This window comes from Xanthomonas nasturtii, assembly GCF_023337365.3.
Classification (GTDB): Bacteria; Pseudomonadota; Gammaproteobacteria; order Xanthomonadales; family Xanthomonadaceae; genus Xanthomonas; species Xanthomonas nasturtii.
In genome coordinates, this window is record NZ_CP142084.2 from 4,742,949 (window position 1) to 4,760,451 (window position 17,503).

The following is a 17,503-nucleotide window of genomic DNA, read 5'->3' on the forward strand; positions in this document are numbered from 1 at the left end:
CTAAAGCGAACTTTAGATTACCTTTGCAATTTGACGACAACAAGTAAAAACTAAAGCAAGGGTTAGATTGGGCATTTGTCCGCTGCACGCTGGGCCAAAACTAACGCTTGCTTTAGTTTCATAACTTAAGCAGTCGCTGCTGTGAAGCGAAAAGCAGCCCACGCGCTGCCCGTCGGAGCGCCAACGGCACATAGCTCGGCTACGGTAACCAGATCTCGCACCTTGCAGCAAGCGGCCCACCGGAACTGGCTACAGTCTGCGCAGGGCCATCTGCGCCCACTCCCTCCACCTGCGTTTCAAAGGATCTGCATTTCCCTACATCGTCTTGCTCCGCGCGTGGGCCTGGCCGTTGGCCTGCTGTGCGCCTGCACCGTGCATGCCGCCACGCCGGCGCCGGCCCATCGCTTGCTGCGTGTCACCCTGGGCGGCGCTACCGACCAGCCCACCTCCGGCCGGTTGCTGGTGTTCGCCACCTTGGCCAAGGATGCCGAAGCCGAGGCCAAGCAAGGCGGCAAGGACGGCAAGGTGGAGGCGTTGGATACCAACCCGTTCCGGCCCAGCGCCACCGCGGTGGCGGCGCAGGAGGTCAGTGGCCTCAAGCCGGGTGACAGCGTGCAGATCGATCTGGACAACATCGCCTTTCCTAGCGGATTTTCCGCACTGCCGGCTGGCGAGTATCTGTTCCAGGCCGTGCTGGATCCGAACCATAGCTACGGCTACATGGACTGCGATGGCGGCGACCTGCTGAGCGCCGTCACGCCGGTCACCTTGGGCGGCAAAACCGCAGCGCTGCCCGCGCTGACGCTGAGCACGCAGGTGCCGGCCTCGGACGACCCGTGGCAGCTCTCGCCGCGCGCGCCGCAGGCCGTGCGCGATGCCGTGCCCGAGGCCAAGCTGCATAGCGCCGATGCGTCGCTGGTCAGCCCCGCGCTGAGCGCGTTCTGGGGCCGGCCTGTTTCCCTGCGCGCCCGCGTGCTGACCCCGCCCGGCTACGACCCCAAGGCCCGCACCCGCTACCCCACCGTGTATGTCACCCACGGCTTCGGCGGAGGCTACGACAGCCTTGGAGGCAGCATCGCCCTGGCTTGGAGCGCGCTGACGGCCAAGCAGATGCCGCCGATGATCTGGGTGTTCCTGGACCAGTCCACGCCCACCGGCACCCGCGAGTTCGCCGACTCGGTCAACAACGGCCCCTGGGGCACCGCACTGACCGAAGAACTGATCCCCGCGCTGGAACGCCGGTACAAGATGGACGGCAAGGCCAAGGGCCGGTTCTTGAACGGGCATTCGTCCGGTGGCTGGGCCACGCTATGGCTGCAGACGCGCTACCCCAAACTGTTCGGCGGCACCTGGTCCACCTCGCCCGATTCGAGCGATTTCCACGACTTCACCGGGCCGGATCTGTACGCGCCCAACGCCAATGTCTACCGGCGCGCCGACGGCAGCCAGTTACCGCTGATCCGCGACCAGGACAAGGTGGCGGCCGATCTGGAAACCTTTGCCAAGCTCGAACGCGTGCTGGGCCAATACGGCGGCCAGTTCACTTCGTTCGACTGAGTGTTCTCCCCGCGCGGGCCAGACGGCCGGCCGCTGCCGATGTTCGACCGCGACACCGGCACCGTCGACCCGGCCGTGGTGGCTTACTGGCGCACCCACTACGACATCGCCGCGCGCTTGGCGGCGCAATGCCCACGCTCAAGCCGGATCTGGACGGCAAGATCCATTTGATCGTCGGCACCGCCGACACGTTCTACCTGGATGGCGCGGCGCGCAAGTTCCAGGCGGTGCTGGACGGCCTGGGCGCCAAGAGCGACTTCCGCTACCTGGAAGGCCGCACCCACTTCGACCTAAACAAGGAGGGCGACGACAGCAACGCCCTGATGAAGAAGATCGCCTGGGAGATGTACGCGGTGGCGCGACCGAAGCAGTAAGCGCACTCACGCACGGCCGGCGCTGTCGATCGGCGCGCCCGCCGTGCGCACGCCACCCGCGGGCGGTGCGCGACGACACTCCCGAGGCTTAGGCCGACCGCTTGGGCATCTCCCACTCCAGCTGCTGCCTGAGCACCAGCAGCAGCACCTGCAGGTGGCCGCTGCGGACCAGGGCGGCGGGCGTCTGCCCGTCCAGCGCGTTCATGGGCTTGCGGAACCAGCCGATCAGCGCGGCGTTGTTACCGCCGTTCAAGGCCCAGGCGTGGCAGACGATCTCGCCCAGGGCCTCGATGCCGGCGCTGCCCAGCAGCTTGAGGTGCTCGGGCGTGAAGGCGAACAACGACAGCACCAGCTCGGCGTCGGCGGCCTTGCCGTATTCGCCCTGCATCTGCTCGCTGTGTGCGGTGCTGTAGCTGGCCCCGTGCGCACGGAAGGCCTCGGCGCGCTGCATGCCGGTGAGCAGTGAGGCAATGAGGTCGGCGCGTTCCATGGGGCAGCTCAGCAGTGTGATAGCGCGCACGCTATCTGCCCCGCCCTCGCCGCTCAATCGGGAGTCTCCTGACAGGCGATGTGGGCGTCAGCCGCCGTTGCATTCCGCACCCGCCGGCCTGTGCGGGGTTGGTCACCCGGCGGCAGCGTCTTTCGGCGGGCAGGTTGTTGCTTGAACACCCTCACCGATAAGCGGCACCAACCATTCGCCGTGCTTAACGTCCGCATTGCTAGCATCCGGGCGCGTCACTGGCAGCAGCCCGCGCTTGCAGGGCTGCAGTATTGGAGTGTCACCTCATGAGGAGTTGTCAGATGCCCTGGAAATCCGCTCTCACCGTGCTTGCCCTGTCCACCGCCGCCCTGCCGGCCTTGGCCCAACCCGACCGCCAAGTGGTCGAAGACATGCTCACCCGCTCGGCCAATGTCTGCCCAGGCCACAGCACCGACCGCACCTCGCCCACCGTCAAGGCCGTGCCCGTGGGCGCGCTGCGGGTGATGCTGGAACGCGGCCTGGTCATGTGCCCCGACCGCCGCCTGGATGCCGCCGCGCCAGCGGTGTTCTACGGCCGCCTGGGCGTGTTCGCCTGGAACCCGGAAGTGCCCGCCGCCAAGACGGTGATCGTCCAGCAGATCGGCAACATGACCCGCAACGAGGACTACCCCGTCGAGACGCTGGTGTGGGACGCCAAGGGCACCGCACTCAAGCAGCAGACCGTGCCGATGTTCGAGCCACGGCCGGGCGCGGCGGTGTTGTACAAGGTGCGTTGAGGCTGACGCGCGATAGCGGTACCGATTCGCCCGGCTGCACGCAATGTAGTTGCGTCGCTTGCAGTCCGGGCTCTGCCTATACTCAACTCCAGCATGCTGCGCAGGAGGATGCATGAGACACCCACTGGCCTTGGCCGGGCTTGCATGCATGGCACTGGGCTTCTCCGTTCCGGGCTGCAGCGCAACGCAAACAGGCGCCAACACCATGACCAACGAACAAGGATGCGTCCGGCAACGTGGCGGCCCGCAAGACCCCGGCACCAGCCCGCCACCGGTCATGGAGGCGTGCCTGGGCCCGTACAAGTTGCAGATTCCCGCCAACTATTTCGACGACCAGATGGGGCCAAACTTCGATGGCAGCTTCGGGCTGTATCTGGAATACCCGGAGTTGAACGCGTTTGCTCCTGGCGAGCGTGCCCACCTGAAGTTGGACGTGGCTACCCGCACCGTCAATATCGGCTACCGCTACCTTGACCGCGTGGACCCCGATGCATTTCTTCGGCGGCAGTACACGCCGGACGGCGCAACACAGGACACTCCCGAAGCGGACATCAACACGCGCATCAAGGGCGAAGAAAAAGACGGGCTCACGCCGTACTACGCCAACATCGCTGCGTACCGCGAGCACTACCTGGCGCAAGGGCTGAAACCGTCCAATTCCATCATGGAGGCAAGCTACTACAAGGATTGGTATGTCCGCCGCGACGCACAAGGGAACATCGACACCATCATCAAGTGCACGTCCCGCGAGGTCGAACCGTCCGGCGTGGAGTTCCGTGAGGGCAAGCTTGTCCGCAGCAAGGAGCGGGAACTTCCCACCTGCGAGCACGTGTTCGTCATTCCGGAAATGAAGGTCGCAGTGGAGATCAATTATGTGCGCGTTGCATTGAAGGACTGGAAAAAGATCCAGGACCGCGCGCGCAGTGCACTGAAAGACTTCATGCCGGCCGCCACCGGCACCTGACCGTTTGCTAGCGACAAGGAGGTGATGCATGCCAGGACTGACGCAAGACGATCTTCGGATTCTTTCTGCCTATGCACGGGAAGAGAATCGCGAGTTGTATTGGAACTACCTCGCCCACAAGGACGGCAACGACGGCTACGGGCTGCTTGCCTTAGGTGTGGTGCGCAACGACAACGCGCCCGGAGCGACCGCAAACATCTTCGCCGACAACCGCGCACGCGAGGGCGGCATCAGGATGAGCGAGCGCGAATGGAACCAGTTTGGCGTCGACCTCATGCGGCACGATCTGGACGAACGCCGTGGCCAAATGAACGCCGGGCGCCCGGATCTTGCACTCAATCTCCCGGTCCGGGATGTGCAGGACGTGCATGACCGCAGCTTTCAAGCGCACCAGATCGATCCCAACGCCTGGACGCCACGCGAGTTTCTGCAAGCCGCACGGCGCCATGGCGGCGAAGGCGAAGCCGAACAGGCCTGGACGATGATGCTGGACAACACGGCCCTTGGCTTGTCGCGCATGCGCACGACCAGCTGGGACACCATGCACACCTACAACGACCAGGAGCTGGATGCGACGGCGTACATGGGGCACATGGCTGGGGCAAGAACATTGGCGACCCAGGCGCTGCCCAATACGAATCCAGACCGGATTGGTGCAGTCAGTTCCTATGCGCTATACGACGCGCGCTCCAAACAATGGACCCAGGTGATCTCAACAGGGGAAATGCCCACATCCCAACCGATTCGAGATGCTGACCAACTGCGCGAACTCAATGACACGCGCCAACTCAGGTTGGAGCGGCAGGAGCTGAGGCGCGAGTTCCATCCCGATGACCCGTATCGCAACCTGCCGATCGTCCGCAGCCCTTACCTGTTGTCCGACAACACGCCGTCCAATGCGCAGGAACAGGCAACGCAGGTAGCGGCCGCCGTCTCCGTTGCCACGCCCGATCAACCCGGTCACCCACGGTTCGCGTTGCATCAGCAATGCAGCGCAGGCGTCGATGCACTGGACCGCCAACTCGGGCGCCAACCCGATCAAAGCAGCGCATGCATGACCGCCAGCCTGACCACACTGGCGGCAGCCAATGGGCTTGACCGTGTGGACCACGTGTTTCTAAACAAAGATGGCAGCGATGCGCAGGCAGGCCAATACGTGTTCGTAGTGCAAGGCGATCCAAAGAACCCAGCGCATCTGCGCGCACACATGCCAACCGACCAAGCGGTTACGACGCCAGTGGAAACCTCGTTCCGCGAACTGGCGCAGATCGATCAGCGCCAACAGTTGCAGCAGCAGACGCTGGCGCAACAGCAAGAGGCACCAACGCACGGTGCGCGCACACTGGGCGTTTGATGCTGTTTGTTGGAGCCGCTACCCGCGCGACTTCCTGCCGCGCCAAGTCAGCCAGTTGGGTCTGCGCCACCACCAGCGTGTAGCCGCTGCGCATCGATCTCATCGACAATGCCACGCACCGCGCGGGCGGCATTGAAGATGCTCTCGCCCAGAACCGACAGACTGGTGGCGTCCAGCGGCTTGCCGCTGCACACCGCCACCATGTCGCTTTGCGCGGTGATCGTGCGCAACAGCATGTGGAACCGGTCGATCTGCTCGACGGTGACGCCGAAGGTGAAGTGTTCCTCCTGCGTTTGCGCCCTGCCCTCTGGCGCAGTTGTCTTGCGGGTTTTCGTGGTCGTCATGGCATCCGTCCTCGACGTAAGCGGACGATGTATCCGCCACTCGAATTTATCCCTTTTTCGGATATTTGAAAAGGGGATATAGCGTCGCGGCAGACTTTCACGTTTGCAGCCATGCCCACCAAGTCGATCCACAAGAAGGATTACGCGATTCTGCTGCGGCAGCTGCGCGAGCTGCGCCTCGCCGCCGGGCTGACGCAGGTCGAATTGAGTACCGCCTTGGGCCGTCCCCAGTCTTATGTCAGTGATGTCGAGCGGGGGGAACGGCGGATGGATCTTCTCCAACTACGCGACTTCTGCAACGCGTGCGGCGCATCGGTCAGCACGTTCGTGGCCGACTTCGAGCAAGAGCTGAAGTAGCACCCAAGAAACGTGGCGCGGTTGCTTTATGCCTGCTCCATTGGCCTAACAGTTGCGATGAAGTGTCTCGGCTCGCCGGTGATCGGGTCATCGAACGCCAACGTATGCGCGAACAACTGCAGCGGCCGTTCCGGATCATCGGGCCGCTGATCTTCCAGATCGGGATAGAAACGGTCGTGCAGGATCGGCGCGCCCAGCGCGGCCATGTGGACGCGCAACTGGTGCTTGCGCCCGGTGACCGGCTCCAGTCGATATGTCCATGCGTGCTCGCCACGCGCGACCACATCGATCACCGTTTCGCTATTCGCCTCGCCCACGCCCTCGCGCATGCGGAAGAACGGCTCGCCCGGCTCCAGCCGGCTGCGATGCACATACGGAAACGTCAGCCCCGGCAGCGGCGGTGCCACCGCCAGATAGTGCTTGCGGATGCGTCGCTCGCGAAACAACGCCTGGTAGATGCCGCGCGTGGCCGGGTTGGCCGAGAACAACACCAACCCTGCAGTATCGCGATCGATGCGGTGCAACGGCACCAACGCAGGGTTATACAAGCGCCGCACCAACCGCGTCAGCAGCGTCTCGCGCACATACGCGCCCGCGGGCACCACCGGCAGAAAGTGCGGCTTGCACGCCACCACCATGTGCGCATCGGCATGCACCACGGTCTCGGCAAACGGAATGAGCGGCTCGTCCACCACCTCGCGGAAGTACAAAATCTCCGCGCCCAGGCAATACGGTGCGGAGGCGTCGAGCGCGTTGCCTTCGGCATCCAGCACACGCCCGCGCGCGAAGCGGTCCTGCCAGGTGGCAGCATCCACACCCGCAAAGCACGCGCACAGCGCTTCCAACACCGTGAACCAGGGGCCGGGCGGCAACTGGAACTGGCTGGCGGGGATGCCATCGAGCATCGGGCGTGCCGGAAGCATGGCCACAACAAGGCGCGCTCATACGAACAGGGCTGGCATCGTACCCTGCCCGCGTTTGCCTGCTCCGTCCTCGTGGCATAACGGACGCAAGCGGGTGAGCGGGCAAGAGCGACTTTCGGGCGATACGCTCGACGCTGCGTTGGGCAATGCTGCGGCTCTTTGCCAAGAGATGGAACTCGATGCGTCGTCCTGCGATCTATGCGGCCCTGGCCTGCCTTGCTGCGCTGCTTGCGCCGTTTGCCACCGCAGCGCAGGCGCCACCGCCATCATTCTACGCGTGTGCCGACGCTGCGGCGCAGGCATCGTTGGCCGGTAGCGAATGCCTGCTCGCCCAGGTGCCGCTGCGGCATGAAGCGCCGGATGCCGGCACCATCAACCTGTTCGTCCGCCGTTTGCCCACGCCGGACCAGAGCCAGCGCCGCGGCGAAGTCTGGCTGATCGCGGGCGGGCCGGGCGAAGCCGGCGCCTCGCTCTATCCGATGATCAACACCTACCGACGCGCCTTTCCCGGCTACGACCTGATCATTCCCGACCATCGCGGCACCGGGCGTTCAACCCGCCTGTGCCCTGAGCAAGAAGCACCGCACAGCGCAGACGGGGTTGGTTTGGCCGGCACCGAATGGGGCCCGTGCATCGGCGCACTGTACGCAGATGTGCAGCGCACCAAGGCCTTCACCATCACCGAAGCTGCGCAGGATCTTGCACTGCTCATCCGCCAACAGCGACGCAAGGGCGAGGTGCTGTTGTACGGCGTGTCCTACGGCACGCAGTTGGCGCTACGCACCCTGCAAGTGGCGCCGGTGCCGTTGGATGGGCTGGTGCTGGATGGACTGGTGCCGCCGGAAACGGCCGCGCAATGGGACCTGAGCCACCGTACTGCCGTGGTCGACGCCGTTGGGCGCGCGCTGCTGGGTGACGCACGCATCGCCACCTATCGCAGCGTGCTCGATCGCAGCGACAGCGCCGCATGGCATGCGCACATCCCCGGCAAGGATCTCAAGCGCTTGCTGGGGATGTTGCTCAACTTCCCCAGCCTACGCGACCGCATTCCCGCCATCATCGATGGCCTGGCTCGCGACGATGCCACGTTACTCACCGCCTCCATCGCTGATCTACAGACCGCACTGGCCGCAATGGGGCAAAGCGGCGACAACCAGCCCGCATTGCCGCTGGTCATGCTGATCGCCGCATCCGAAAACAATGCACGCCCAACCCTCACCCGCGAAACAGTGGCAGCCGAAGCCAAGGACGCGTTGTTCGTCAGCCCCATTCCCGGCCTGCTGGTCGACGCGGGCATGCCGACCTATCCACGCGATGCCTGGTTCGGCCGCAGCCCCACCACGCTGCCACGCACGCTGGTCATCCACGGCACGCTGGATCCCAACACCCCGTATGCCGGCGCGCAGGCGCATGCCGCATTGCTGCAAGCGGCAGGCCCGGTGACCTTCAACACCGTTGAGCGTGGTGCGCATCTGCTGGCGTTTGCGGCGCCTGCGTGTTTTGCGAGTGCGGTTGCGGCATTTGTGGAGCAACGGAACGTCGCTGCGTCTCGCAGTGAGCCGGGAAAACAATGAAGGGTGGCAGATACGACAATCACGTTGGCCGCTGTTCCACATCGCTTGGCGCTTCGCCCATCTCTACAAGCCAAGTTGAAACCGTCGCAAGCGGACTCAAGCTTCTGCGCTGGATGCGGGCCCGTTACATCGCAGAGCATCATTTCTTGTATTTGATGGAAACCAGATCGCAGTAGCGTGGCTGGCATGCTGACAAACCCTGTTTCAGCGGCTATGGTCGAAGCTGGTACGGGGATTCTTGCATGGGACGCAGAAAGAAACAGGGTGGATTCGACGCGTTGGCCGCATTGCCGTGGCCGGTTGGCTTCGTTATGGGAATCGCTGCGTATCTGCTGGTGCGCTACGGCATCGGCTGGTGGTTTTCTCACCAGGGCGGAATGCTGTCGCAAGGCTTCACTCAGCAATCGACTGGAATGTTCGCGCCATTGGCCTGGACACTGCTCGGCGTCTGCTGGCTTGCCGCGCTGTTCTCCTATCTGGGCACACGCAGCCGGCGACGCTTTCTGGCAACACGCACAAGCCTGGAGAGCCTGGCCGCTGGCGGCTGGCGCCAGTTCGAACAATTGGTGGGCGAAGCCTTTCGCCGCCAGGGTTACAGCGTCGAAGAAACCGGCCTGGGCGGCGCCGACGGCGGCATCGACCTGATCCTGCGCAAGGACGGCCGCCGCACGCTGGTGCAATGCAAGCAATGGAAGCGGCAGCAGGTCGGCGTCAGTGTCGTGCGAGAAATGTTTGGCCTGCTCGCTCATCATCAGGCCCATGCGGTAAAGATCGCCTGCATCGGCACCTATACGAAAGACGCAGAGCGTTTCGCCGAAGGCAAGCCGATTGAGCTAATTGGCGGCGAACAGCTACTGGAAATGATTCTAGCGGTGCAACTACACGCCGCAGAGCAACCGACACCACAAGCAGCGCGCATCGAACCCGTCTTTGCTTCCACAGCGACCACTGACTCTGCAACGATCGCCACCCCAAGCTGCCCGCTCTGCGGCAGCGCGCTTGTGCAGAGAAGGAACCGGCGTTCAAGCGAGAACTTCCTAGGTTGTACCCAGTTTCCTAAGTGCAGAGGAACTTCGTAAGTTAACCTGAACCTGTTTTTTTAACGAAGTGCAGCGGAACTACGTAAGTGACTCAGACTCTGCTCTTCCTGATCTTTCCATCGCGAATTATTTTCAGTAAAAATGATGACTCGCACTAAAATGGTGAATTGTGACTACTATCCTTGAAGAAGAAATAGACTCGAAGATTGGTGAAGTAAGGACCGACTCGGTTGATTTCAGTGTTGGTGAAATAGCTTCTTTGCACTCAGAGAGAGAGCTTATTATTCAACCAGAGTATCAGCGACTTTTCCGCTGGTCGTTGGAGCAGAAATCTAGACTTATAGAGTCTCTACTCCTTGAGCTGCCTATCCCGCAGATTTTCGTTATAGAAAATCAAGATGGTGTTTTTGAATTAATTGATGGACTTCAGCGGGTAAGTTCGGTATTGCAATTTATGCAGCCAAAATCGTTGGGACTTGAGCCTTTCAAGTTATCTGGATGCGACGTTATTAAATCGCTTAATGGAAGCTCTTACACTGACCTTCCAATGAGTCTTCGTTTACGACTTAAGCGATCAGCACTAAAAACGGTCGTCATTAAGAGACAGAGCAAGTCATTTCTTCGATATGAAATGTTCAAACGCCTTAATACAGGCGGCTCAGAACTCGCTCCTCAGGAAATTAGAAATTGTTCGGTAAGAATGCTTGGCGAAAATGGCGTTCAATTTTATACGATGCTAATGGACCTTGCAGCTGATAATAATTTCTCTGCAACCATCTCAACGTTATCGTCTGCGGATTTAGAACAAAAAGCAAACGAGGAACTTGTACTAAGATTTTTTGCAGCTAAAAATTATCGCAAGATGTTTAGAGGAAGCGTGAGAGACTGGCTTGATGACTATATGGAATCCATTCTTCTTGGATTTGAGGATTTCAATACCGAAGAGCAGTCCAAAGAATTTATTGCAACATTTAAGATCATTCGGGAAATATTTGGCGAGACAGCTTTCGTTAAATTTAGAGGCGGCACGCCTATCGGCGGCCTCGCACCAGCTTACTTTGAAGCAATTGCAATCGGCACTTATGAGGCTTATTCGAATAACTTAATTGATATGAAAATAAAATATAAAGATAAAATTGTTGAAACTGTGCAATCCAAGGAATTTAGAGAAGTTACTGGGCCTGGCGCTAACTCTAAGTCGAAATTGGAGACACGAATTCGCTTGATAAATGAGTGCTACAAAAAATGATTTCATCATGGGCTGACGAAATCGAAGAAGACTTGAAGTGGAGGGAGGCCGAACTTGCAGCTCTCAAAAAAATTTGCACTTCGACTACACCAAATTCTGAAGCGCGCACCGCAATGCTTAGGGATGGTCTGATCAACGACGTCGGAGGATGATCTAAACCGCATCAGCCAGTCTGATAACGCTCAGACCCTCGATTTTTTGCCGTTTCCGCCGCGTTTGCGGGGTGTTGCCCGGGTTACAGGCACACCTTCCCCACGACAGGCATCAACTGCTTTCGCTTCAGCCACAGGTTCGACAGCGCAAACAGCGTCAGCACCTGCGCGGTGTTCTTCGCCAAACCGCGATAGCGCACCTTGACGTCACCGAACTGGCGTTTGATCACCCGAAACGGGTGTTCCACCTTCGCGCGCAAGCTGGCCTTGGTGTGCTCCCAACGCTTGGCCCGCTTCAATTCGCGTTGGTTCTTGATCTGCTTCAGCTTGGAGGGCTTGGCTGCGATCAGGTAGCGCAACGTGCGCTTGCTCGCCATTTCCTCGCGCTTCTCCAGCCCGGTATATCCGCCATCTCCGCTGAGCGTGTCTTCCTTGCCATGCAGTAGCTTGTGCGCCTGCGTGACATCGGCGACGTTGGCTGCCGTGCATTCTACGTGGTGCACCAACCCGGACACATCGTCCACGCCGATATGCGCTTTCATTCCGAAGTAATACTGATTGCCCTTCTTGGTCTGGTGCATCTGCGGATCACGCTTGCCGTCCTGGTTCTTGGTCGAACTTGGCGCTGAAATGATCGTGGCGTCTACGATCGTCCCGCTGCGCAGGCTCTGTCCCTTGCGCGACAGGTGCGCGTTGACCCGGTTGAACAGCTTGCGCGCCACATCGTGTTGCTCCAGCAAGTGGCGGAAGTTGAGTATCGTCGTCTCGTCCGGCACCTCATCCAGGCCGCCGATCTTTGCAAAACGCCGCATCGACACCGTGTCGTACAGGGCTTCTTCCGCCGATGGATCGCTCAATGCGTACCACTGCTGCAAAAAGTGGATGCGCAGCATCGTCTCCAGCCGATACGGCTGTCGCCCCGGCTGCCCCGACTTTGGATAATGCGGCTCGATCAACGCCAGCAGGTTTTTCCACGGCACCACCTGATCCATCTCGGCCAGAAATACCTCGCGCCGCGTCTGCTTGCGCTTGCCGTTGTACTCCGCATCGCCGAAGCTCAGCTGCATCGAAATCGTCCGCTCGGTTCGTTGATCGATTGTCGCAGATCATGCTGCTTTGTTCAGAGTTTCCTTAGAGCTTTGTGGGCTCTTTTATATGCTCATTACGAAGGTTTTTATAAGTTTTGCTGGGACTTTTTATTGGAAAATATTGAAAACCAAAAGGTGCCCCGAAAGAACTTGAAGAAAAAGTTTTTAATTATTTCTATGTCAAATGTACTAGGAAAACTACGGTCAGATATTAGTGACGAAGGACTTCTTCGCATTGAACCAACAGTTCGCGAAGCGATCAGAAAATTCTGTACATTTCCATCAAAACTAGAAACAAAATCCAACCTTTGGCCAAATGTCGCACGAGACAATAACTTAAAGGTCAATTTTAACTCGAAGGAAATCGACAACCATGCGACTCGCCTCAAACTTATCGTATCAAGGAGAAATGATATCGCGCACGGAAAACGCTTGATCATCAAGGATCTCGGCGATTATCAACCTTATGAAGATTCTGCATTAATTGTTATGCATGAAATAGCAGTTAGCGTAATTGAATGCTTAGATGAAAAGAGCTATATGAATGTCAGCTTTAAACCAATTAGAACGCAAAAATTTCGCTCAATAATTAAAAAAAGGCGGCATAATATCATATCTTCCGTACGCTCGCATCCAGTGATTTAGGATCAGTGCAAGGTAATGGGCTTAGGTTGACTTTCCAATCCAGCATCAAATAACGACGTTAGATTGAGTTTCCGCCTGATTTGGCTGCATGCGTACACGGATGTCAATTTCGAGGGGGCTTTGATCGGCCATCGGGCCCCAACCCGCCATCTTTATCTAGGCCCGGGGGAGAAAGCACACGATGATGAGATTGATGGGAACAGGGCTGGCCGCTGCATCGCTGTGACCGGTGCGCCAAGGTGGGGAGCGAGAAGTTCCTCGACCACTGAGTCAAACTGCCACACAACATTTCAGCTGGTCAAACCATTCGATGTTGAGGCGCACCCAGTTGTTGTTGATCCTGCTGCTGGCTTTGTTGTTGGGCTTGCTGCTGCCGCTGTGTTTCGCTCAGTACCTGCAGCTGCGCAAGAGACTGATCGACAGGCTGTGCGATCGCGTCGCTCGTCTTCATGTGCGCCATTAGATGAGCGGGGTTATCCAATGCGCCCTGGACCACGAACACGTTTTCGCCCCGTCCGACGGACGCTGTTTGATTACTCAACACGACATGGTCGATCTGCGTTAGTCCGTTCGCCTTGGCCAAGTGGGCGCTACTGGCCGCCAGCCTTGCACTGTTGTCGTCATAGTCGCGGCCAAAGCTCTGCTCCAGACGGCGCACGGCCTCTTCGGCCTGACGATGCAGCGGGTCTTGCGAGGGCACGGCGCCCTGAATGTTTCGGTAGGTTGGCGCAGCATTGTGATCTTCCTGATTCAGCTCGGGCGGGAAGGTACGTGGAGCAATCTGCTGCAGTGTCGCAGGGTCGATGTCTCCCGTTTGAGAGAGACCGTGCGCCTGCTGGTAGTTGATCACTGCTGCCTGCATCGAGAGGCGGTAGACACCATCCTCCTGCAGTGGCTGATTGTCTGCGCCGCGATACCCTTCAGCATTCAATGTTTGCTGCACCTTCCGAACCATCTCCGACGATTCACCGATGCGAATTGTTCCGTCATCCACGAACGGCCTGGGTTCAATTCCGCGATCCCGGCGTTCTGCATCAATCGAGAGGCGCCCGCTGACCAGATCGCCTACGTAATTCTCGTAGTGCTGGTAGTAGCGAGTGTCAACCTCCATGTGTACATGGATTGCCTGTGTTGACTGCTTGCTTTGAACGCCCAATGCCTGCCCATACTCGATTCGATCGCCGGCCTGCACGTGGAGCGGGGACATGTGCCGGACGCGCAGGATGACATCACCGCCCTCCCGATCCAGCACATCGACCAACCCCTGCCGCGCATCGACAGTGCCCACCACACCAGCAACGGGCGATGGGACATCCAGTGCTCTTGAAGCAGGCCCTGGGGGGAGCCTGGAGTCTTCAAGCAAGAAATCCTTCTTCAGCAGAACCTGGTCAGGACGAAGGCCATGCGATTGTCCATGCTCGGCAACCTCGATTTCTTGAAATTCACCGCCAACCAAGCCGAGCGTTCGACCTCTTTGACCACCAATAGCGCTACCGTTCTCCAGCTTGGCGCCACGATTGGCATAGGGGTGATGAGTCACGAGGTCGTCGAAGTTGTCGACGACCTCGTTGTGATACTCCTTTTTCTTGTCCCATTCGAGCTGCATCAGCCGATAGGGAATCTGGGGCGTCGCTTCCTGTCCAGACATGTGCCAACTCCTTGTCAGTCTCTTAAATTGATCGCACGCGTTAGGCGCCAACAGCCCTTGCTGCGCTTGAATAGATACGAATCTATTTCATACTCCATCCCGAAAGAGACGGTGTGATCACCCCCTGTCCCGGCCTCGATAGTAAATGGAAATCCTGCATCGCCTTCCGGCTTCGGATTTTCCTCCCCAGGATCGACGTGATCGAAGACTTTGGCATTCCTAAAATAACGGTAGGAGAATAGTTCAAAGCGGGAAGGCCCTTTTATTTTTGAGATGTGCGTAAGAGGGGACGAATCAGTCATGTCCTCCACCGTGTACGTTGGCACCTCGTATTCAAGCGGATCATCCGTAAAGCTGCGACGCACGCTGTCATCTGCAGAATCTGCGTAGCGCTGAAGGAACGTTTCGAAATCCTTGGCAGGACAATCAACAGCGGCAGATTGCTCTTTGTGCTGAGTCGGGTGTTCTCTCTGCTGCGACGTAACTGCTTGTGCGGACGAATTACATCCCGCCATGGAAACGCAAAGCACCGCAGCAAAGGCGATATAGGGATTCAAGTGACAGGCACCCATGCGCATCATTCTTCCTTTATTCATTGCGGTGGCATCTAAAAGGCCCATGCTGACGGCTACTTCAAGACCACTCAGCTTACCTATAGCTCAGGCCGAACGGCACAGGGCTGGCGACAGCATCACCAGCTTCCGCTCGTCCCTGAGTGGTTGGCAAGTCATTTGACACGTCATCAAACGTGGCAGAGCGCGTCGTTCCCCAATTATGCATCCGAGGCGGCGGCAGTTTTTGTCCCTGGGAGCATTCCTGCCCCTTGACCTCCCCACCCGCCATCCTCGCTGCAGACTCAACTGGGGAACACACGATGATGAAGTGGATGGGTACCGCGCTGGTCGCGGCACTGTTGGTGAGCGGTTGCGCCAAGGTGGAGGGCGAGCAGTTCGTTGGGCACTGGGTGAACGTGCAGACGCAGGAAGAGACGATGGACATCGAGCGCAATGGCGAGACTTTCATGGTCCGCAGCACCACGCCGAAGTTCTTCAGCCGCAAACCCAAGACCGAGAGCTACCCGGCGGTCTTCAAGGACGGGGCGCTGCAGGTCAGCAACGATGGCGAGACGGTGAACTTTGCCATCGATGAGGCCAACGGCCAGCTCAACACCGGCGGCGAGCAGTACCAGCGCGTGCCAGCCAAGTAAGGCCGCCGCTGTCGCCAGCGCCCGCGTGCAGACCTTGCCGGTCGCACGCGGGTTTGCGTTTGTGGCCCAGCCAGTTTGTCAAGATCCTTGCAAGCACGTCCGCGAACGCTCTCAACGCGTCATCGTTGGCCCAGGCGGAGTGACTGTCTGCTGCGATTGCTCTAGCGCTTGCTGCTGCTCTCGCACTTGCGATTGAGCTTGATTGATCGATTGCACGCGTTCGAACGATTGGTTTTCAGGTGTTTGCACCGCCTGCATCGTGGCCATGTCGGCACGGAGGTGCGCCGGGTCGCTCTGGATGCCCTGCACCAGAAACACCTTTTCTCCTGCCGCGAGCTTGTCTGTTGGGCTATTGATCAGCACATGGTCTACCCGCGAAAGACCTTCTTCCTTTGCGAGCACGAGCAAACTTGCCGTCATGCGCTCACTCGATGCATCCCACTCCCGGCGATGCTGCGCATCGAGCTTTTCTACGCCACCTTTGATTTGTTGATATAGCGCGTGATCTGCGTGATCCTGCTGCGTTGGCAGAGATGGCTTTGCCGACAATGGCGCTTGTGAATCACGGCTCGGCACGTCCTGTTTCACATCGTTGACGAGGCTATCGGTACCAGACCCTGGCTCCGGCCTACCGTGTTTGCGCTGCAGTGGTGCAACGTGCTTGTCGTAATAGTCGCCGTAATACTGCTCGTACGTCTTACTCGGCCCAACGGAAGGCTGCTCAGTCTTGAATACCTGGGCAATCTGATTCAACGCTGCATCGCGCGTGATTTGGCCTGCCATCTGCTGATTAGCAATTGCTTCGTACTGCTTTGGTCTCGTACCGCTACCAGCGATACCGATATCGGGACCTTGATGGTTCAGAATCTCACGCCGGACCAACGCATTACTGAGTGTTGCGGCAGCTTCGCCGCGCAGCATGTTGGCGACGTATGCATGCTTGGAGGAATAATCGGGTTCCTCGGTAAATCGATGATGTCCGATCTCATGTGAGAGTGATCCAGCAAGTCTTTCACCCTTGCCAATCGCGTCCTGGTCAATAACGATTTGCTTGTCAGGAATTATGTAGGTGCCCCCGCCTGCATTGCCCCACACAACACCTATGCCATCACGCTTGAGCTGAGACAAGCCTGATTGAAGCGTGGGCGACTGACTGACAAGCGGCGTGAGCGCGGGGTCCGTCAGCGGAGAGGCAGGACGTACACCGGCAGAAGATGCAGCCGCTTGTTGCGGCTGTGGAAATCTTGATTCTTCATTGGCTTCCATCATGCACTCCTTTGCTCGAGTAACTACACTCTCAGCTTATAGCTTGTTAATCGAGATATAGCTCAAGTGCGACTGGTCTTGCGTCAGACCGAAAGTGACTTTTGCACCATCAACCTTCATCACCCAATAGGCTCTCGAATCGGGGGCGTCTGGCCGAGGCGGGTAAGGAACAGCGTCCACCCAATGTGCATCTGCGAAGGCCGGCCCAGGCGGAAAGAAATCGATCACTAATTTCCCTTGTGATGGATTGCCTGTTGTATTACTCAACTCAATACGCTGCAATTTTTCACCGGCCAGTGTCCCGCTCTCGCTGACTTGCAGTTCTCTTTCCCCGTCTGACTGGGTCGGTCGGAGTTGAGTGTGAAGCTGAGCACTAATGGCCGCGATGTCCCGGAAGTCAGTGCCGATCAAACGATCCACATCTTGCTTGAGGCGCTCCGTCACGTCTTTGCTCCTGGTTTCAGTGGGGGCCTTGGCAGCTGCTACAGCTGAGTGACTGCGTGG

The 17,503-nt window shown here is 58.9% G+C and carries 17 protein-coding genes and 1 pseudogene; 10 read left to right on the plus strand and 8 right to left on the minus strand.

The window, feature by feature from the left end; translation table 11 throughout:
* Positions 1-309: 309 nt before the first annotated feature.
* A pseudogene (locus M3O59_RS20765) lies at positions 310-1,931 on the plus strand (alpha/beta hydrolase).
* A gap of 88 nt (positions 1,932-2,019) precedes the next feature.
* Here M3O59_RS20765 and M3O59_RS20770 read toward each other — a convergent pair.
* Positions 2,020-2,421 carry an antitoxin Xre/MbcA/ParS toxin-binding domain-containing protein gene (locus tag M3O59_RS20770; protein ID WP_181920662.1) on the minus strand — a complete coding sequence of 134 codons (402 nt, stop codon included), beginning with the start codon at positions 2,419-2,421 and terminating at the stop codon, positions 2,020-2,022.
* A gap of 311 nt (positions 2,422-2,732) precedes the next feature.
* Between M3O59_RS20770 and M3O59_RS20775 the strand changes: the two genes are divergently transcribed.
* The 3 genes from M3O59_RS20775 to M3O59_RS20785 all read left to right on the plus strand — a co-directional run bounded on the left by M3O59_RS20775 (position 2,733) and on the right by M3O59_RS20785 (position 5,506).
* On the plus strand, positions 2,733-3,188 hold the full coding sequence (locus M3O59_RS20775; protein ID WP_074056314.1) for a hypothetical protein: 456 nt from the start codon (positions 2,733-2,735) through the stop codon (positions 3,186-3,188).
* A gap of 205 nt (positions 3,189-3,393) precedes the next feature.
* On the plus strand, positions 3,394-4,152 hold the full coding sequence (locus M3O59_RS20780) for a hypothetical protein (RefSeq protein ID WP_116906788.1): 759 nt from the start codon (positions 3,394-3,396) through the stop codon (positions 4,150-4,152).
* Between the two features lie 28 nt (positions 4,153-4,180).
* Complete coding sequence (locus M3O59_RS20785) at positions 4,181-5,506, plus strand: XVIPCD domain-containing protein (protein ID WP_116906782.1); 1,326 nt, start codon at positions 4,181-4,183, stop codon at positions 5,504-5,506.
* A gap of 47 nt (positions 5,507-5,553) precedes the next feature.
* Here M3O59_RS20785 and M3O59_RS20790 read toward each other — a convergent pair whose 3' ends face one another.
* Positions 5,554-5,850 (minus strand): hypothetical protein, encoded by a 297-nt coding sequence (locus M3O59_RS20790; RefSeq protein ID WP_116906783.1) that lies wholly within the window; start codon positions 5,848-5,850, stop codon positions 5,554-5,556.
* A 111-nt stretch (positions 5,851-5,961) separates the two neighbouring features.
* Here M3O59_RS20790 and M3O59_RS20795 point away from each other — a divergent pair, with 111 nt between their 5' ends.
* Positions 5,962-6,207, plus strand: coding sequence for a helix-turn-helix domain-containing protein (locus M3O59_RS20795; protein WP_014509625.1), 246 nt, complete (start codon positions 5,962-5,964; stop codon positions 6,205-6,207).
* Between the two features lie 26 nt (positions 6,208-6,233).
* On the opposite strand, the gene M3O59_RS20800 is transcribed toward M3O59_RS20795, so the two are convergent.
* Positions 6,234-7,112, minus strand: a complete 879-nt coding sequence (locus M3O59_RS20800; protein WP_181920663.1) for an RluA family pseudouridine synthase — start codon at positions 7,110-7,112, stop codon at positions 6,234-6,236.
* A gap of 197 nt (positions 7,113-7,309) precedes the next feature.
* Here M3O59_RS20800 and M3O59_RS20805 point away from each other — a divergent pair, with 197 nt between their 5' ends.
* From M3O59_RS20805 to M3O59_RS20815, 3 genes are all read left to right on the plus strand, one after another.
* Positions 7,310-8,704, plus strand: coding sequence for an alpha/beta fold hydrolase (locus M3O59_RS20805; protein WP_116906789.1), 1,395 nt, complete (start codon positions 7,310-7,312; stop codon positions 8,702-8,704).
* Between the two features lie 242 nt (positions 8,705-8,946).
* Positions 8,947-9,783, plus strand: a complete 837-nt coding sequence (locus M3O59_RS20810) for a restriction endonuclease (RefSeq protein ID WP_116906785.1) — start codon at positions 8,947-8,949, stop codon at positions 9,781-9,783.
* Between the two features lie 130 nt (positions 9,784-9,913).
* Complete coding sequence (locus M3O59_RS20815) at positions 9,914-10,993, plus strand: DUF262 domain-containing protein (RefSeq protein ID WP_116906786.1); 1,080 nt, start codon at positions 9,914-9,916, stop codon at positions 10,991-10,993.
* A 235-nt stretch (positions 10,994-11,228) separates the two neighbouring features.
* On the opposite strand, the gene M3O59_RS20820 is transcribed toward M3O59_RS20815, so the two are convergent.
* Entirely contained in the window at positions 11,229-12,212 is a 984-nt protein-coding gene (locus tag M3O59_RS20820) for an IS5 family transposase (RefSeq protein ID WP_330462249.1), read from the minus strand.
* Between the two features lie 72 nt (positions 12,213-12,284).
* Here M3O59_RS20820 and M3O59_RS20825 point away from each other — a divergent pair, with 72 nt between their 5' ends.
* Positions 12,285-12,878: an MAE_28990/MAE_18760 family HEPN-like nuclease gene (locus M3O59_RS20825; RefSeq protein WP_330462835.1), complete on the plus strand. Its 594-nt coding sequence runs from the start codon at positions 12,285-12,287 to the stop codon at positions 12,876-12,878.
* 298 nt (positions 12,879-13,176) lie between these two features.
* Here M3O59_RS20825 and M3O59_RS20830 read toward each other — a convergent pair whose 3' ends face one another.
* On the minus strand, positions 13,177-13,989 hold the full coding sequence (locus M3O59_RS20830) for a peptidoglycan-binding domain-containing protein (RefSeq protein ID WP_307726346.1): 813 nt from the start codon (positions 13,987-13,989) through the stop codon (positions 13,177-13,179).
* Positions 13,990-14,540: 551 nt separating this feature from the next.
* Complete coding sequence (locus tag M3O59_RS20835) at positions 14,541-15,146, minus strand: hypothetical protein (protein WP_249047193.1); 606 nt, start codon at positions 15,144-15,146, stop codon at positions 14,541-14,543.
* A 254-nt stretch (positions 15,147-15,400) separates the two neighbouring features.
* Here M3O59_RS20835 and M3O59_RS20840 point away from each other — a divergent pair, with 254 nt between their 5' ends.
* On the plus strand, positions 15,401-15,733 hold the full coding sequence (locus tag M3O59_RS20840) for a hypothetical protein (RefSeq protein ID WP_116906979.1): 333 nt from the start codon (positions 15,401-15,403) through the stop codon (positions 15,731-15,733).
* A gap of 111 nt (positions 15,734-15,844) precedes the next feature.
* On the opposite strand, the gene M3O59_RS20845 is transcribed toward M3O59_RS20840, so the two are convergent.
* Entirely contained in the window at positions 15,845-16,999 is a 1,155-nt protein-coding gene (locus tag M3O59_RS20845; RefSeq protein WP_249047194.1) for an XVIPCD domain-containing protein, read from the minus strand.
* A gap of 36 nt (positions 17,000-17,035) precedes the next feature.
* The gene (locus tag M3O59_RS20850; RefSeq protein ID WP_116906978.1) at positions 17,036-17,443 is read right to left on the minus strand and encodes a hypothetical protein; all 408 of its coding nucleotides are present in this window, start codon (positions 17,441-17,443) and stop codon (positions 17,036-17,038) included.
* Positions 17,444-17,503 lie beyond the last annotated feature (60 nt).

Excerpts from the sequence above, each read along its gene's own strand:
- M3O59_RS20795 (WP_014509625.1), top strand. The coding sequence starts at position 5,962 with ATGCCCACCAAGTCGATCCACAAGAAGGATTACGCGATTCTGCTGCGG.
- M3O59_RS20775 (WP_074056314.1), top strand. The coding sequence starts at position 2,733 with ATGCCCTGGAAATCCGCTCTCACCGTGCTTGCCCTGTCCACCGCCGCC.
- M3O59_RS20790 (WP_116906783.1), bottom strand. The coding sequence starts at position 5,850 with ATGACGACCACGAAAACCCGCAAGACAACTGCGCCAGAGGGCAGGGCG.
- M3O59_RS20780 (WP_116906788.1), top strand. The coding sequence starts at position 3,394 with ATGACCAACGAACAAGGATGCGTCCGGCAACGTGGCGGCCCGCAAGAC.
- M3O59_RS20810 (WP_116906785.1), top strand. The coding sequence starts at position 8,947 with ATGGGACGCAGAAAGAAACAGGGTGGATTCGACGCGTTGGCCGCATTG.
- M3O59_RS20785 (WP_116906782.1), top strand. The coding sequence starts at position 4,181 with ATGCCAGGACTGACGCAAGACGATCTTCGGATTCTTTCTGCCTATGCA.
- M3O59_RS20820 (WP_330462249.1), bottom strand. The coding sequence starts at position 12,212 with ATGCAGCTGAGCTTCGGCGATGCGGAGTACAACGGCAAGCGCAAGCAG.
- M3O59_RS20830 (WP_307726346.1), bottom strand. The coding sequence starts at position 13,989 with ATGGAGGTTGACACTCGCTACTACCAGCACTACGAGAATTACGTAGGC.
- M3O59_RS20840 (WP_116906979.1), top strand. The coding sequence starts at position 15,401 with ATGATGAAGTGGATGGGTACCGCGCTGGTCGCGGCACTGTTGGTGAGC.
- M3O59_RS20845 (WP_249047194.1), bottom strand. The coding sequence starts at position 16,999 with ATGGAAGCCAATGAAGAATCAAGATTTCCACAGCCGCAACAAGCGGCT.
- M3O59_RS20805 (WP_116906789.1), top strand. The coding sequence starts at position 7,310 with ATGCGTCGTCCTGCGATCTATGCGGCCCTGGCCTGCCTTGCTGCGCTG.
- M3O59_RS20835 (WP_249047193.1), bottom strand. The coding sequence starts at position 15,146 with ATGGGCCTTTTAGATGCCACCGCAATGAATAAAGGAAGAATGATGCGC.
- M3O59_RS20800 (WP_181920663.1), bottom strand. The coding sequence starts at position 7,112 with ATGCTCGATGGCATCCCCGCCAGCCAGTTCCAGTTGCCGCCCGGCCCC.
- M3O59_RS20770 (WP_181920662.1), bottom strand. The coding sequence starts at position 2,421 with ATGGAACGCGCCGACCTCATTGCCTCACTGCTCACCGGCATGCAGCGC.